General features: G+C 51.0%; 13 protein-coding genes. 4 read left to right on the top strand and 9 right to left on the bottom strand.

The genetic code is table 11. From position 1 onward, the window contains the following. Positions 1–75: 75 nt before the first annotated feature. Together ACVL1J_RS05145 and ACVL1J_RS05140 are read right to left on the bottom strand one after the other, a co-directional pair. Positions 76–414, bottom strand: coding sequence for a P-II family nitrogen regulator (locus ACVL1J_RS05145; protein WP_008252857.1), 339 nt, complete (start codon positions 412–414; stop codon positions 76–78). Further along, positions 411–2,066, bottom strand: coding sequence for an NAD+ synthase (locus ACVL1J_RS05140; RefSeq protein ID WP_341236380.1), 1,656 nt, complete (start codon positions 2,064–2,066; stop codon positions 411–413). Before ACVL1J_RS05140 ends, ACVL1J_RS05145 begins: the two co-directional genes overlap by 4 nt. Positions 2,067–2,107: 41 nt before the next feature. On the opposite strand from ACVL1J_RS05140, the gene ACVL1J_RS05135 reads away from it, so the two are divergent. Then, positions 2,108–3,313, top strand: a complete 1,206-nt coding sequence (locus tag ACVL1J_RS05135; protein WP_341236381.1) for a GNAT family N-acetyltransferase — start codon at positions 2,108–2,110, stop codon at positions 3,311–3,313. Between the two features lie 47 nt (positions 3,314–3,360). Here ACVL1J_RS05135 and ppa read toward each other — a convergent pair whose 3' ends face one another. From ppa to hemC, 4 genes are read right to left on the bottom strand one after another with little or no spacing between them, the layout of a single operon-like run. Beyond that, the gene (ppa, locus tag ACVL1J_RS05130) at positions 3,361–3,888 is read right to left on the bottom strand and encodes an inorganic diphosphatase (RefSeq protein ID WP_159570175.1); all 528 of its coding nucleotides are present in this window, start codon (positions 3,886–3,888) and stop codon (positions 3,361–3,363) included. Between the two features lie 50 nt (positions 3,889–3,938). Further along, positions 3,939–5,129 (bottom strand): heme biosynthesis HemY N-terminal domain-containing protein, encoded by a 1,191-nt coding sequence (locus ACVL1J_RS05125; RefSeq protein WP_341236382.1) that lies wholly within the window; start codon positions 5,127–5,129, stop codon positions 3,939–3,941. Next, on the bottom strand, positions 5,126–7,105 hold the full coding sequence (locus tag ACVL1J_RS05120) for a uroporphyrinogen-III C-methyltransferase (RefSeq protein WP_341236383.1): 1,980 nt from the start codon (positions 7,103–7,105) through the stop codon (positions 5,126–5,128). Before ACVL1J_RS05120 ends, ACVL1J_RS05125 begins: the two co-directional genes overlap by 4 nt. Positions 7,106–7,114: 9 nt before the next feature. Continuing rightward, entirely contained in the window at positions 7,115–8,047 is a 933-nt protein-coding gene (hemC, locus tag ACVL1J_RS05115) for a hydroxymethylbilane synthase (RefSeq protein WP_159570166.1), read from the bottom strand. A gap of 149 nt (positions 8,048–8,196) precedes the next feature. On the opposite strand from hemC, the gene argH reads away from it, so the two are divergent. The 3 genes from argH to ACVL1J_RS05100 are packed head-to-tail and all read left to right on the top strand — an operon-like array spanning position 8,197 to position 11,581. Continuing rightward, complete coding sequence (gene argH / locus ACVL1J_RS05110) at positions 8,197–9,621, top strand: argininosuccinate lyase (protein ID WP_341236384.1); 1,425 nt, start codon at positions 8,197–8,199, stop codon at positions 9,619–9,621. Positions 9,622–9,623: 2 nt separating this feature from the next. Then, complete coding sequence (locus ACVL1J_RS05105) at positions 9,624–10,142, top strand: TRAP transporter small permease subunit (protein ID WP_159570160.1); 519 nt, start codon at positions 9,624–9,626, stop codon at positions 10,140–10,142. Continuing rightward, entirely contained in the window at positions 10,133–11,581 is a 1,449-nt protein-coding gene (locus ACVL1J_RS05100) for a TRAP transporter large permease (protein WP_159570157.1), read from the top strand. Before ACVL1J_RS05105 ends, ACVL1J_RS05100 begins: the two co-directional genes overlap by 10 nt. Before the next feature lie 22 nt (positions 11,582–11,603). Here ACVL1J_RS05100 and ACVL1J_RS05095 read toward each other — a convergent pair whose 3' ends face one another. The 3 genes from ACVL1J_RS05095 to ACVL1J_RS05085 all read right to left on the bottom strand — a co-directional run bounded on the left by ACVL1J_RS05095 (position 11,604) and on the right by ACVL1J_RS05085 (position 14,732). Continuing rightward, positions 11,604–12,749, bottom strand: coding sequence for a sensor histidine kinase (locus ACVL1J_RS05095; protein WP_491665156.1), 1,146 nt, complete (start codon positions 12,747–12,749; stop codon positions 11,604–11,606). A 10-nt stretch (positions 12,750–12,759) separates the two neighbouring features. Next, a complete protein-coding gene (locus tag ACVL1J_RS05090; RefSeq protein ID WP_341236387.1) occupies positions 12,760–13,428 on the bottom strand; it encodes a LuxR C-terminal-related transcriptional regulator in 669 nt (222 codons plus the stop codon). A 215-nt stretch (positions 13,429–13,643) separates the two neighbouring features. Then, positions 13,644–14,732 carry a TRAP transporter substrate-binding protein gene (locus ACVL1J_RS05085; protein ID WP_394672387.1) on the bottom strand — a complete coding sequence of 363 codons (1,089 nt, stop codon included), beginning with the start codon at positions 14,730–14,732 and terminating at the stop codon, positions 13,644–13,646. Positions 14,733–14,749: the final 17 nt, after the last annotated feature.

Here is a 14,749-nt window from a genome sequence, read left to right as displayed (position 1 = left end):
AATCTGTCGCTGAATTTTAATGCCCACGAGCCAACCTGTCTGTGCGTTGGCTCACCCACTTTTCCAGTCACATTCTTAAATGGCTGCTTCGCCTTGTTCACCGGTGCGAATGCGTATGACACGCTCTACATCAGTGACGAAAATTTTACCATCGCCAATCTTATTGGTGCGTGCTGCATTTTGAATGGCATCAATCGCTTGATCAACCAACTTGTCTTCAATCACCAATTCAATTTTTACCTTGGGCAGAAAATCAACCACATACTCGGCACCCCGGTACAACTCAGTGTGCCCACGCTGACGGCCAAAGCCTTTTACCTCAGTGACGGTAAGACCGGTGACGCCAACTTCCGACAATGCTTCACGTACTTCGTCCAGTTTGAAAGGCTTGATGATTGCGCTGACCAGTTTCATTCTTGGAATCCTTCTAGATCGTTGAACTTGGATGTAATTGGATAGCGCCAGTCGCGACCAAATGCTCGGTGCGTGACCCGAATACCCACGGGCGCCTGTCTTCTTTTGTATTCGTTGATACGAAGCAGTTTAACAGCCTTGAACACGTCTTCTTTCTGAAAGCCGCTTGCAATGATGTTTTCAACCGATTCATCTTTTTCCATGTAACGGGCCAAAATGGCATCGAGTACATCGTAAGCAGGCAAACTGTCTTGGTCTACCTGATCAGGGCGCAACTCTGCGGATGGCGGGCGGGTAATGATTCGGGTCGGAATCACCTCAGACACACTATTTCGGTATTCGCAAAGCTGATAAACCAATGTTTTAAAAATATCCTTGATCACAGCAAAGCCACCCGCCATGTCCCCGTACAAGGTGCAATAGCCAGTGGCCATTTCGCTTTTGTTGCCCGTGGTTAAAACAATGCGACCTGTTTTATTGGAAATGGCCATGAGCATGGTGCCGCGAATTCGCGCCTGCAGATTTTCCTCGGTGGTGTCCGCAGCCAAGCCTTTGAACAACGGTGCGAGGCTGGAATCGAAGGACTGCATGCAGTCCTGGATAGAAATCTCGTCGTACTGGATACCCAGGCGCCTCACCATGTCACGGGAATCGTCCAGCGAAATATCGGCGGTGTATGGCGAAGGCATCATCACCGCTCGTACCTTGTCTGCGCCCAATGCATCCACAGCGATTGCAAGCGTCAATGCAGAATCTACTCCGCCAGACAATCCAATAATGGCACCAGGAAAACGATTCTTGGTGACGTAATCGTGAACACCCATTTTCAGGGCTTCGTACACTTGCGCAGTCAACTCTAGTTCGGGAACACAGGGCTGATGTGCTTCCAAAACAATAGGTTCACCGGGGCAGGCCACCGCATCAAGAATGGCCAAGGCCTCTTGAAACTGCGGCAGGCGCATGGCGACATGCTGCTTGCCGTCCATGGCAAATGAAGCGCCGTCAAATACCAGTTCGTCTTGCCCGCCCAGCATGTTGGCGTACACAATGGCCATGCCCGTTTCTTGAACACGTTTGGCCACCATCGATTGCCGAATGGTTTGCTTGCCCATGTGGTATGGCGATGCATTGGGTACCAATAACACCTCGGCACCAGCCGCCGCCGCGGCTTCAGGCGCATAACGATTCCAGGTGTCTTCACAAATGTTCACGCCAAAGCGAATGCCATCCACGTCAAACACCAAAGGGCGATTGTCGGGGGTGAAGTAACGTTGCTCATCAAACACCTCGCGATTGGGCAAATCATGCTTGTGATACATGCCTACCACCTGGCCGCGGTACAACACGGAGGCGGCATTGAACAACTCGCCTTCCCGACTTGCCGGATGCCCAACCACGACGTACAAATCGAGTTCAGCCAAGTTATGAAGAAGCTGGTTAAACGCAGAATCGGTTTGACGTTGAAATGAAGGGCGTAACAACAGGTCTTCAGGGGGATAACCTGTGATGGAAAGTTCGGGGGTAAGAAGAATTCGCACACCCTGTGCTGCGGCCTGCTGCGCATACTCAAGAATTTTTGCGCAATTGCCTTTTAAATCGCCCACTGTCAGGTTCAACTGTGCAATGGCCAATCGGACTCGGGATAAACTCACGGGGTACCTGCGTAGTAGTTGTCGCCTTTATGAATTATCGCATGCAGATTTGCCAAACCATTGGCGAGATCGCACAAGCTGAATGGAATTCACTTGTGTGCAAATGCAATGGTGGTGTGCTTCACCCTGCCCTTCGTCATGAATACCTGCTGGCCTTAGAGGCCAGCGGCAGTGCCACGGCCGAAACTGGCTGGGGGCCCTTGCACCTGGCCATTCATGGGGATGCCGGCGAACTCTTGGCAGCCATGCCACTGTATTTGAAATCACATTCATACGGAGAGTATGTATTTGACTGGGCCTGGGCGCAGGCCTATGAACGCAGCGGCCAACTCTACTACCCCAAACTGCTGTGTGCGATTCCGTTCACGCCAGTGCAGGCACCCAAGGTGCTTTATTCAACACCCGAAGCGGGAAAAGCAATGGCGCAAGGCCTGGCACAACTGACCTGGCAGGCTGCGGAGAATACCGAACTGTTAGGCACCCAGATTTCCACCCTGCACGCCCTGTTTTTAACCCGGCAAGATCAGCTGCTGTTGTTGGGTGACGCCACCAGCCTGAACAACAGCAGCCGGCATGTGGTGCAGTTTCACTGGCACAACCAAAGCCCTGCAAGCGGCAAGCCGTTCAATGATTTCGATGAGTTTCTGGAAAGCCTGAACCAGAAAAAGCGAAAAAACATTCGTGCCGAACGCCGCAAAGCAAACATTGAAGGTTTGGAAATTCGACGTATTCAGGGTGCTGAAGCCACCGAAGCCGAGTTGGAGTTTTTCTATCAATGCTATTCCCGCACCTACATGGAGCATTTCTCCAGCCCTTACCTGAACCTTGAGTTTTTCAAGCAGATTTGTACCTCAATGGGTGAGCAGGTTCTAATGGTGCAAGCAAGCCTGCAGGGGCAGCCTGTGGCAAGTTCGTTTTTTCTGCACAGCGAAGAACGTTTGTATGGTCGATATTGGGGCAGCATTGAAAACCTTCCCTGTCTGCATTTTGAATTGTGCTATTACCAGGCCATTGAATTTGCCATTGAAAAAGGCATTGAATGGTTTGAAGGCGGTGCGCAAGGCGAACACAAAATGGCGCGTGGCCTGAACCCGCAAACCATGATCAGTGCGCACTATGTGCACGACAACGGATTTAAGCTACCGATTGAAAACTTTCTGCGTCGGGAAAAAGCGCACTTGGACGCCTATGCAGTTGAGTTAAGTGAACACACTGCTTTTCGGGAAAGCAGTTCCGGGCAGTTATAAAAAAACCAACCCGCAGGTTGGTCTTTTTATACCGTTAAGCAGCAGGCTTAGCCTTTGTAGTTGGCCACGCCATCGCTGATTTCTTTTTCCACGTCAGCCATATCGCCCCAGCCTTCAATTTTCACCCACTTGCCTTTTTCAAGGTCTTTGTAGTGCTCAAAGAAATGCTGAATGCGAGCCAGGAATTCTTGGGGTACATCGGAAATGCTTTGGTAGTGCTTGTACTGTGGCAACAGTTTTTCAACGGGTACACCCAGCAATTTTGCATCGCCACCCGACTCATCGGTCATCTTCAACATGCCGATCGGGCGCACGCGCACCACACAACCGGGTTGTAGCGGGTATGGGGTCATTACCAAAACGTCTACAGGGTCGCCGTCGGCAGCCAGGGTTTGTGGAATGTAGCCATAGTTACATGGGTATTGCATGGAAGTGCCCACAAAACGATCAACAAACAAAGCACCGCTTTCCTTGTCAATTTCGTACTTCACAGGGTCTGAATTTGCAGCGATCTCAATGATCACGTTCACATCGTTTGGAAGATCCTTACCGGGGGAAATGCTTTCGTAGCCCATGCTGATTAATCCTTAAATAAAAATTTGCTCGTATTGTATCGAATATTGCTTTAAGCAAGCTGACGATCGTTCTGAAGGTGGGCATTCAACTTTTCTCGCCACAACTTGGCGCGTTCACCCTGATTGGCTGACTGGTACAGGCGTTCAAGTTTGCCTGCCAAATGGGCCGAGGGCTGCTTGGCATACACAGCCTCAAACCGTGAAATGGCCTTGCCCCACAGTTGCTCCCGCTCACAAACGTCTGCCGCCAATTCCAGTAAACGCAAATCAGCGGGCTGCTGATCCAGCAAACGTTCCACGTTTGGCAATGCCTGGCGTGGCTCAAGAACTGCAACCTGGTGGTAAGCCGGCAACAATTCTTTGTTGTAATGCTGATTCAAGGCGGTTTCCAGTAGCGTGCGCGCTGCTGTAATCAATCCGCTTCTCATCAAACCAATTGCAAGCATGCGCAAGACGCCTACATTCTCAAGCTCGACTGGCTTGGCATTGGACAACACGTTCTGCATTTTTGAAGCATCTTGGCCGGCACTGTCTGCCAAACCGGCATAAATACGTTGCAATGCCTCATTTCGCTCGCCATTGGTAAGCGCGGAAACGGCCACACAAGCACGGTACTGCACCAGGGCATCCTGCCAGCGTGCAAGCCCAATAAGAGCCAGCATGCGCAAACGCTGCACCTGTGGCAGTTTTGTTGCCAATGGATCCATGGCTTCCAGCAAACTCAGGGCACCAGAAAAATCCTGTTTGGATAAAGCAACTTTGCCGCGCAACACAACAAGCGCATGCGAATGTTCGCCAACCTTGGCCTTTTCCTGATTCAGAATTTCTTCTGCAACGTCGAATCGATCCGCCTGAATGGCCGACATGGCACGGATCAGGTAACTCAGATCTGTTTCGATGCCTGTTTTGCTGGCTTGGTTCAATGCTTTCTGAGCGCCTTGTTCATCGCCAGTAATCAGTGCGATCAAACCTTGCGTGTTGGCTTTCAACAAAGCATTTTGTTTCCGGTTCGACCAATATTCCTTGAATTTGCCAGGAAGTTGGCTGGAGGCTCGCCAGGCGCGCATCACAATATAAAACGCCAAAAACACGAGGAATACAGCGATTACTGCAAAATTAAGCGACATGTCGATCCGGTACTGACCAAAAAAGATCAACACCTTGCCACCGTTGCCCTGGGCCATCAAAGTGACAGCCACCGCAACAACAATAACCAGCAACAACCCTAGCAGTTGCTTCATTGGCGTTCCCCCTGCTGACCGGCCACAGCCAATCTAAGCGCAGCCGAGGTCGCCTGCAATTCGGGCAATATCAAATCAAGTTGAACCGTCCCGATTTCCTCAAGCACTGTTTTTGCGCGCTGCACCTGAATGGATTTGTCATCAAAGTAAGTGTTCAGCAAATTGCTTGAACGCTCCAGGTCAGACTTCAACAGGGTCGCTTGGCGGGACAACAATGAAATACGCGCGTTCAGTAAAGACAAACGCAAGGTGTTGCGCAAATCAGTTTCCTGCCGGCTAGAGAGCATCAAAACTTCAGGACTATCTACTTTGGTGACTTCGATTAACGACTTGATGTCGTACCAAACCGTTTGAGCCACTTGCTTGATCGTGAGCCAAGCCTGATCAAATCCTTGAGGAGAAGCTGTCTCGACGGTGGAAGTGTCTTGGGTATCGGGGTCAGTCGCAGGTGCATGCTCCTCGGTCAATTCGGCCAGTGTTTGATCGGTCGTGGCTTGCACGCTTGAAAGCATGGGCAAACTTTCAACGGAATTCACGACCGAATCCAGAGAAATGGCCAACCTGAGCAAATCATCACTGGGCAAGGCCTTGATTTCGGAAAGATCTTTCTCCAGGGCGGTGCGCAGGTTCAGCAACGATGGTTTTTCCGTGCCCTCCAGCAAATCAATGGCCTGAGACAGGGCAATGGAGGCACCCTTCACGTTGCCCAACAAATACAGCTGGCGCTTGGCAATCGATATCAACTGCTCCACCTCGCTCAGTGACACTTCAGTTCGACTTGCCAACAAGCTATTGTAGACCTCTTCCAGGCTTGCACGTTGACTGGCTTCCTCTTTCTGGGCCAGTTCCAACAAGTCGAAACGGGTTTTCAAGTCTTTGGCAAGATCGCTTGATTTGTTGATTTCCTCCTTCACCAAATCAAGTGTGGTGGACTCTTTTTGAATCCGCTCACCGAAGGCCATGCGCGTTTTTTCGATCTGGTTTTTACCCGCAAATGCAATCAACAGAATCAGCACAAAGCTGACCACCGAAATAAAAAATGCCGCTTTACCGAGCCATTGCCCGGTAGGTTGGGCTGAACTTGCTGCGCTCGGCGTTGATAACGCAGCGGCAGCCGGTTGAGATTTGCTGGTGGGCGTGGCGGTGTTGGTTTGATTGTTGTTTTCCATGCTTTTCTTGTTTGATTTCAGCCATGAATTCACCGATTGTATCCCTGTTGCTATCTGGACAACGTGAACATATCCCAATTCCCTGCATTTGGCCGTGATACGGGGGTGGGTGGTCAGTACGGTGGCGGTCTGCTTTAAAGCGTTGAGTTGCGAATCGGATTTTTGTTTTAGCTGAGAATCAAGTGCCTCAACGGTCTCACTGCTGGTAATCCACAGAACAGCTCTGTTCATGCACGAAAAAAGGGCTTCACATTGACTATCGCTTTGGTCAATCACTTTGCGGTCGTAACATTCAAGCACCGTCACATCGTGATTCATTTCCTCCAGTTTTTTCGGAAACTCGACTCGACCGCGCGGCCCCTTGCACACCATCACACTGCAACTGCCCGCCCCAAACTTAGCCGCAAGCAAGTGTGCCAAGCCATCGGAATCTTCGGTTTCAAGATCATGTTCGCCAGTGGGTGCAATTATTTTGTCTTCGGGAATACCCAAATCCGAGGCTAATTTTGCGCTTTGGCGTCCCATGACTGCGCAATACACATTGGCCGGCCATTGCCCCAGATTGGTCACAGCAATTTCAAGCACCGAGGGACTTACAAACACAATCAAGCGATTTGCTTTTTCAGTGGCGTTGTCGATCCAGGGTCTGATACGCGCCATGGCATTTAAATCGGGTACCAATTCAAATACGGGAAAATACATCACCTCGCCCGAATGCATTTGATCGAGCTGACGCTTCAGATCAACGCGCTGGGTCAGGTACTGATCGGGCAACTTGGGTTTGCATACGACCAAAGTGTGAGTCATGTCCGCGAATTATCCTTTAAATTGTTGTACAGCCGATTCAATCAAGGCCTGCGCACCTTCTTGCAATAATCCTTCAATAACCCGGTTTGCAGCCGTTTCCCAGTCTTGCAAACTTGCCTGTGCGCTTTTTTCGATCACTTCCTTGCCATCCGGGCTGGCCACAAGTCCACGCAAGGTAAAGGTTTGGGCATCATTCAGTGTGGCATATCCGGCAATTGGCACCTGGCAACTTCCACCCAAGGCCTTTGACACAGAACGCTCTGCACTTACCAATGCGGTACACACCGGATCAATCAAGGGTTTGACCAACTCAGCCAGTTTCGAATCATCGGCCCGAATTTCCAAACCCAAGGCACCCTGACCCACCGCAGGCAGCATGTCGGATGAGTCGATTACATTGCGGATTCGTGAATGCAAACCCAAACGCTTGAGACCCGCCGCAGCCAGAACAATCGCCTGATATTGACCGGAATCCAGCTTGCCCAAGCGAGTATCGAGATTGCCACGCAACGGTTCGACCTTTAAATGTGGGTATCGCGCCAACACCTGAGCCTGCCTGCGCAAGCTAGAACTGCCCACTACGGCACCCGCCGGCAAATCAGCCAAGCTTGCGTAATCGTTTGAGACAAAGGCGTCGTGTGGGTCTTCGCGGGTCATGAATCCCAACAACTGGAACTCGGGATCTACATCCATGGGAATGTCTTTGCCCGAATGCACTGCCAAATCGGCTCGCCCCTCAAGCAAGGCATGCTCGAGCTCTTTGATAAACAGTCCTTTCCCGCCAATTTTTGCCAGTGAGCGGTCCAGTATTTGATCGCCCTTGGTGGTCATGCCAACAATTTCGACCCCGGAAACCCCGGGCAAGGCCAACAAAAGGTCTCGAACATGTTCAGCCTGCCACATGGCCAAGCGACTTTCCCTTGATGCAATTCTTATTTTCATTCAGTGTAGCGACACGATTTGCCGCGATTCAGTTGATAAATTTCGGTCAATTCCCTACGGCAAGGCCGTGAGAAGGCGTTCATGCCGAAAGTCTAGCACGGCAACCCTTTATAATTAGGCCCTGTTCCAAAGTGCATAAAGGATTCCCCATGTCGAACCAATGGTCCAAAAAACAGGAAGCATGGTCAGCCCGATTCAATGAGCCCATGTCTGAGCTGGTCAAACGCTACACCGCATCTGTGTTTTTTGACAAACGACTGGCTGAATTCGACATACAAGGCTCACTGGCCCATGCAACCATGCTGGCTGAATGCGGGGTTATTGCTGAGTCCGATCTAAAGTCCATTCAAAGCGGCATGTCTCAAATTCTGGATGAAATCAAGGCTGGCCAATTTAATTGGCAACTTGACCTTGAAGACGTGCACTTGAATATTGAACGCCGACTGACTGAACTGGTTGGAGATGCGGGCAAGCGACTACACACGGGCCGTTCGCGTAACGACCAAGTGGCCACCGACATTCGCCTGTTTCTGCGCCATGAAGTCGATCGCATTCAGGGTTTATTGAAAGCGCTCATTCAAGCACTGCTCACGGTGGCTGAACGCAATCACAACACCGTCATGCCTGGCTTTACCCACCTGCAAGTTGCTCAGCCCGTTACGTTTGGACACCACTTGCTGGCCTATGCGGAAATGTTTGAACGTGATCTGGAGCGCATGCAAGACTGTCGCAAAAGAATGAACCGGCTGCCCTTGGGCGCAGCTGCACTGGCTGGCACCACATTCCCCATCAATCGCAACCGCACGGCTGAGCTGCTGGAGTTTGACGCCCCGACCCGGAACAGTCTCGACTCAGTATCGGATCGCGACTTTGCCATCGAGTTCTGCTCAGCCAGCAGTATTTTGATGATGCATGTGTCGCGCCTGTCTGAAGAATTGATTATCTGGATGAGCCAACGTTATGCGTTCATCGATCTGCCCGATCGTTTCTGCACCGGCTCGTCCATCATGCCGCAAAAGAAAAACCCGGATGTGCCCGAGCTTGCACGCGGAAAAACAGGCCGTGTCTACGGTCACTTGATGGGGCTGCTGACCTTGATGAAAGGCCAGCCACTGGCCTACAACAAAGACAACCAGGAAGACAAAGAACCCTTGTTTGACACAGTGGACACCGTGGTCGACACCCTGACAATTTTTGCTGAAATGGTTGAAGGTATTCAGGTGAAAGCCGACAACATGCGCGCAGCAACACTGGAAGGGTATGCCACAGCAACTGACCTGGCCGACGCATTGGTAAAGCGGGGCATGCCATTTCGAGATGCACATGAGGCAGTGGCGCGTGCCGTGCGCTATTGCGACACCCAGCAATGCGGTCTGGAGGCCTTGACAGTGGTTCAGCTGCAAGAAGCACTGAAGCTCAATGAATTGGGCTATAGCGACGATTTGGTGAACACCGAACTGTGTGCGGTGCTTACTTTGGAAGGTTCGCTTCAGGCTCGCAACCACATTGGTGGAACCAATCCAGAGCAGGTTAAAGCGGCGGCTGCGGAAACCAGAAAACGCCTGGGTTTGTAACGTTGAATGGTTTACTGGTCATTTCACGCGGTATCGACCGGTTGAATACCCGGTTGGGGCTTGCTGTGGGCTGGTTGATATTGATCACCACTGTGGTGTCTGCCTACAACGCAGTGGTGCGCAAAGTCTTCGACACCAGCAGCAATGGTCTGCTTGAAATTCAGTGGTATTTGTTTGGAGCGGTTTTCCTTTTAGGAGCAGCCTACACCCTTCAACAGAATGCCCATGTACGTATCGATGTATTGTCGAATCGTTTCTCAGAATCGACGCGTGCCTGGATTGACATCATCGGGCATTTGTTTTTCACACTCCCGCTAATCGGATTCGTCGTCGTTTCTGGCTGGGACTTTGCCTATGAGTCGTTTCGAATCAATGAATATTCTGCCGATCCAGGCGGTTTGATTCGCTGGCCTGCCAAGGCATTAATCGTTCTGGGTTTCACACTGCTTGGTTTGCAGGTTTGTTCAGAAATCATTAAAAAAATCGCCGTGATCAAGGGACAAAGCAAACAATGCCCATGATCCCTGTTGATTGGTTGGCCCCGCTCATGTTTGCAGTTTTATTGCTATTCATGATCAGCGGCTTTCCCGTTGCATTCGCCTTGGCAGCAAACGGGCTTTTGTTTGGCTACATTGCCATAGAACAGGGGCTAATGAATGTAGCCCTGTTGCAAGCCCTGCCTGATCGAATATTCGGAATCATGAGCAACGATACATTGCTTGCCATTCCGTTTTTTACTTTCATGGGTTTGGTGCTTGAACGCAGCGGTATGGCAGAAGATCTTCTGGAAACCATCGGTCAGCTGTTTGGTCGGGTGCGCGGCGGCCTGGCCTATGCAGTGGTGTTGGTGGGTGCCTTGCTGGCAGCCACCACCGGCGTGGTGGCCGCCTCTGTGATATCCATGGGGCTAATTTCCTTGCCTGTCATGCTGAAGTATGGCTACAGCCAATCCGTGTCCACCGGGGTCATCGCGGCATCCGGTACTTTGGCGCAAATTCTTCCGCCCTCTTTGGTACTCATCGTCATGGCCGATCAACTGGGGGTTTCCGTAGGGGCAATGTACCAAGGGGCCTTGGTTCCCGCCCTGCTGCTTGTAATGCTTTACCTTGGCTATGTGTTTGTAATTACCCGTCTTCAAAAAAACGCACTGCCCGCTTTGCCGCCAGAGGCCTGCTACCTGAGCCAAGACAACTCGGGATTGCGCATACTCAAAGCCGTGGTATTTGTTCTGTTCCCTCCATTGGCTTTGATTTTTCTGGTGTTGGGTACCATTTTCCTTGGCATTGCCACCCCTACTGAAGGCGGCGCCATGGGTGCTGTCGGCGCGCTGTTGATTGCAGCCTCAAAAAAACGCCTGAACTTGGCATTGCTAAAACAAGCCATCGACTCTACAACCAAATTATCTTGCTTTGTCTTGTTTATCTTGATCGGCTCGACCGTATTTGGCCTGACATTCAGGGCCATTGAAGGCGACATTTGGGTGGAGCATTTAATGGGAGATTTGCCTGGTGGCGAGCTGGGCTTTCTGATTGCCGTTCAAATCCTGATTTTTGTGTTGGGTTTCTTTCTTGATTTTTTTGAAATCGCTTTTATCGTGATTCCATTGCTGGTGCCTGTGGCTGACAAACTTGGCATCGACCTGGTGTGGTTCGGAGTCATGATCGCAATGAATATGCAAACCTCTTTCCTGACACCACCTTTCGGCTTCTCCCTGTTTTACTTAAAATCAGTAACACCAAAAATCATCAAAACAGTTGAAATTTACAAGGGGTCATTGCCCTTCATCGCCTTGCAGTTGGTGATGGTCGTCCTTATTTTTGCGTATCCCCAACTGGTAAGCCAAGAAGAAAAAGTGAAGTACCAAGACACCCCGTTGCAGCTTAAGTTGCCTGCACAAAACTACGGGGGTGGAAACGATCCGGCAGATCAACAACCTTTTGTTCCAAGCTTCAGCGAATAGACTCAGGCTGACTTGTATCAAATTAGCCGGCTCTTTTAGAGCCCAACCCCACAACCTCAGCCTTGCTTGAAATTCGATCGGCGAGTTCAAGCACAAACACCGTGCCGCCCTCTTTGACATTGCACATCGACAAATTCCATTCCATTTCCTGACAAAGGCGTTTAACCACGTACAAACCTATGCCAGTTTTCGGAAGATCGCTACCGAAGGTAGAGTACCTGGCAGCCTGATGCTGCAATATGTCTTCTTGAAGACCTGGGCCTGAATCTGTCACGGTAAAACGGTGAATGCCACCATGGCGTCTATACGAAAAAGCCACGCCACCCTCAAGTGTATGTTCTACGGCGTTAAATACCAGATTCCCCATGACACGTTTCAATCGCCGCGCATCAGTGTGAATCAGGAACTCCTCAACATCCACCTCGAAGGTCAATCCTTTGGTTTCAGCCAACTGCCCCATCCAGCCCTCGAGCGACTTGCAAAGCTCGGTGCTCGAAATACTTTCAATCCGCTTTTCACGTTGCTCACCGAGCTCAAGCCTGGTGGCCTCCAACATGTTTTCGGCCAGGTCGTGAAGCCAACGCTGACAACTGGTCATTTGACGAATAACCTGATTGGAAGCCGCATGTTGATGATAAGTGTCCAGCGAAGGGTGCCCAACCAGCAAACCCAATGCGTGCAATGGCTGACGCATGTCGTGCTGCACACCCGCAAGCCAGCGCAAGCGGTCTTTCCACTCACTGAGTACACCATGCTTGGCATTGCGCCAACGGGCTTGCTGCGTTCGCCTGTTTTGAATGCGTTGTTTTGCAATGCTGTACCTGTGCTGCCTTTCGAGTAAAACTGCCAGCAAAGTAAATGGCGTAACCCAACACAACACCGCAAAACTAAGATGGTGCCAATTCAATGACAATACCCAACCACCGAAAGCGGACGCAAACACCAAAAACCAAAGTTTCTCGGTGGGCGGTACCCGAAACGCACGCCTGCAAGACACCTTGGCATTGAGCAAACAGCCGCTAATAAAAGCGATATACGCCAATTGGGATTGAGCGCCCGTGTCCAGGCCCAACAACTGAAAAGACAAGGGCAACAAGCACAATGAAGCCAACAAACAAGCGTCGTAGTGTTGTTGTACCCATGCGCTAAGCCGATTGATTTGTCTCATTGGGCGCGGCTTAATCGGAATAAACCTCATCGGTTTTCTGTTCCTGCCAAGCGCGATACAGCATGGCCGCTTCCAGTCGGTTTCTGGCATTCAATCGCGCCAAAATACTGCGGACATGCGTTTTCACCGTTTCAGGCGACAGTCCCAAATTCTGGGCAATTTCATGATTGGATTCGCCCTTGGCGATTCGGTACAGCACAGACACTTGTCGCTCGGTAATTCGAGCCATTCTTTGTCCAATCGTAAATCCGCTGGCATGCTGCGTTTTTTGACTGATTTGATCAGTCCAGTTGTTTCGACGCAAACGCAATACCATGCTGTCGAGCACGCTCAGCACACGGTCTTGGGTAATGCCCTTCGATACGAATTCGGTTTCTGGATATTCATCAGCCATATCGCCGAGAATTTCCTCGTTCCCGGAGATCACCAGCGTGCGGCTGTAATCAAAAGTTTCAAGGGCTGTTTCCAGCACCTTCTCGGGAGTCATGTCGGGCAAACCCAAGTCGAGAAGCACAAGGTCAGGTTGCTCGAACCGGCTGTGTTCCAGCGCGGGCCCAATCCGGCTGAAAAGCTTGACTTCCAGGTCGGTGTAGCGCGAATTCATGATGTCGCGCAAGGCCATTGCAATGATTGGATGATCGTCAATAATAAATACGCGTAGCTGATTAGGAGTCGACATAAATTTGTCCCATACAAGTCAAGTGTCAGAAACTGTCGTTCAGAAGTGAATAGTGCCCTTGCCATTCATTACGACAGCCAAAAGAAGTGCGAACAACCCCGATAGGGGCGACACTGCGTTGGGTGACTTGCGCCAGGCTTTTGGTTCCATTAAACGAAAAAGAGCGGCCAGTCAGCCGCTCTTTATATCTGACCCCACTTGCGTAGGTCAAAAACTTACTTCGATCTGGGTATGTACGACGCCATGGAATTCTCTGCAACCCGAAACCAGTTGTTCTGGTCATTTCGGAAACGATTCCAGGAGGCAAAAATTTTCTTGAATTTCGGATTGTTGCTTGATTCGTCGGCATAAAGCTTTTCAGCTTCTTTGTAGGCCGCATCCAGAATGTCGCGCGGATAAATCCGAAGCTGGGCACCACCTTGAATCAAACGATTCAGTGCGGCTGGGTTTTTGGCGTCGTATTCGGCTGTCATCATCACGTTGACTTCAGCGGCCGCTACTTCGAATGCCGCCTGATAAGCTTTCGGCAAATTGTTCCAGGCATCCAGATTAATGTAAAAGCTCAAGGAAGGGCCTGGCTCCCAAAAGCCGGGGTAGTAGTAAAACTTGGCCACTTTCTGGAAGCCCAACTTTTCATCGTCATAAGGCCCCACCCACTCCGCTGCATCAATGGTGCCCTTCTCCAGAGCGGGATAAATGTCACCGCCTGCAATGGTCTGTGGTACGGCACCCAGCGCCGCCATGATCTTGCCGCCAAACCCGGGAATTCGAACTTTCAAACCTTTCAGGTCGTTCAGGCTTTTTACTTCCTTGCGCCACCAGCCGCCCATTTGCGTGCCGGTGTTACCCCCAGGAAAATTAACGATGTTGTAACCCTTCAGAAAGTCTCGGGTCATTTGCAAGCCACCACCATGATAAAGCCAGGCGTTTTGTTGGCGTGCGGTCAAGCCGAAGGGCAAGCCAGCCTCAAATGCGAATGTCGCGTCTTTGCCAACGTAGTAGTAACCCGCTGTGTGGCCGCACTCTACGGTGCCACGCTGTACCGCATCAAGCACCTGCAAACCCGGCACAATTTCACCCGCCGCGAATGGGCGAATGTCAAATTTGCCACCAGTCAATTCAGACACGCGTTTGGCCAACTGTGGGGAGGCACCCCACAAGGCATCAAGGCTTTTGGGGAAGCTGGATGTTAGTCTCCAGCGCACGCTTGGGCCATCTGCAGCCAATGCCGCTGTTCCTGAAGCGGCTGCGGTGGCGGCAGCAGCCCCCAAACCTGCCTTTTTGAGAAAGGAACGACGTTCCATTGCTTTGTCTCCTTTTT

The organism is Limnobacter sp. G6BE5S (genome assembly GCF_058448965.1).
Note: the sequence above shows the minus strand (reverse complement) of the source record. Positions and strands in the feature narration are given on the sequence as shown.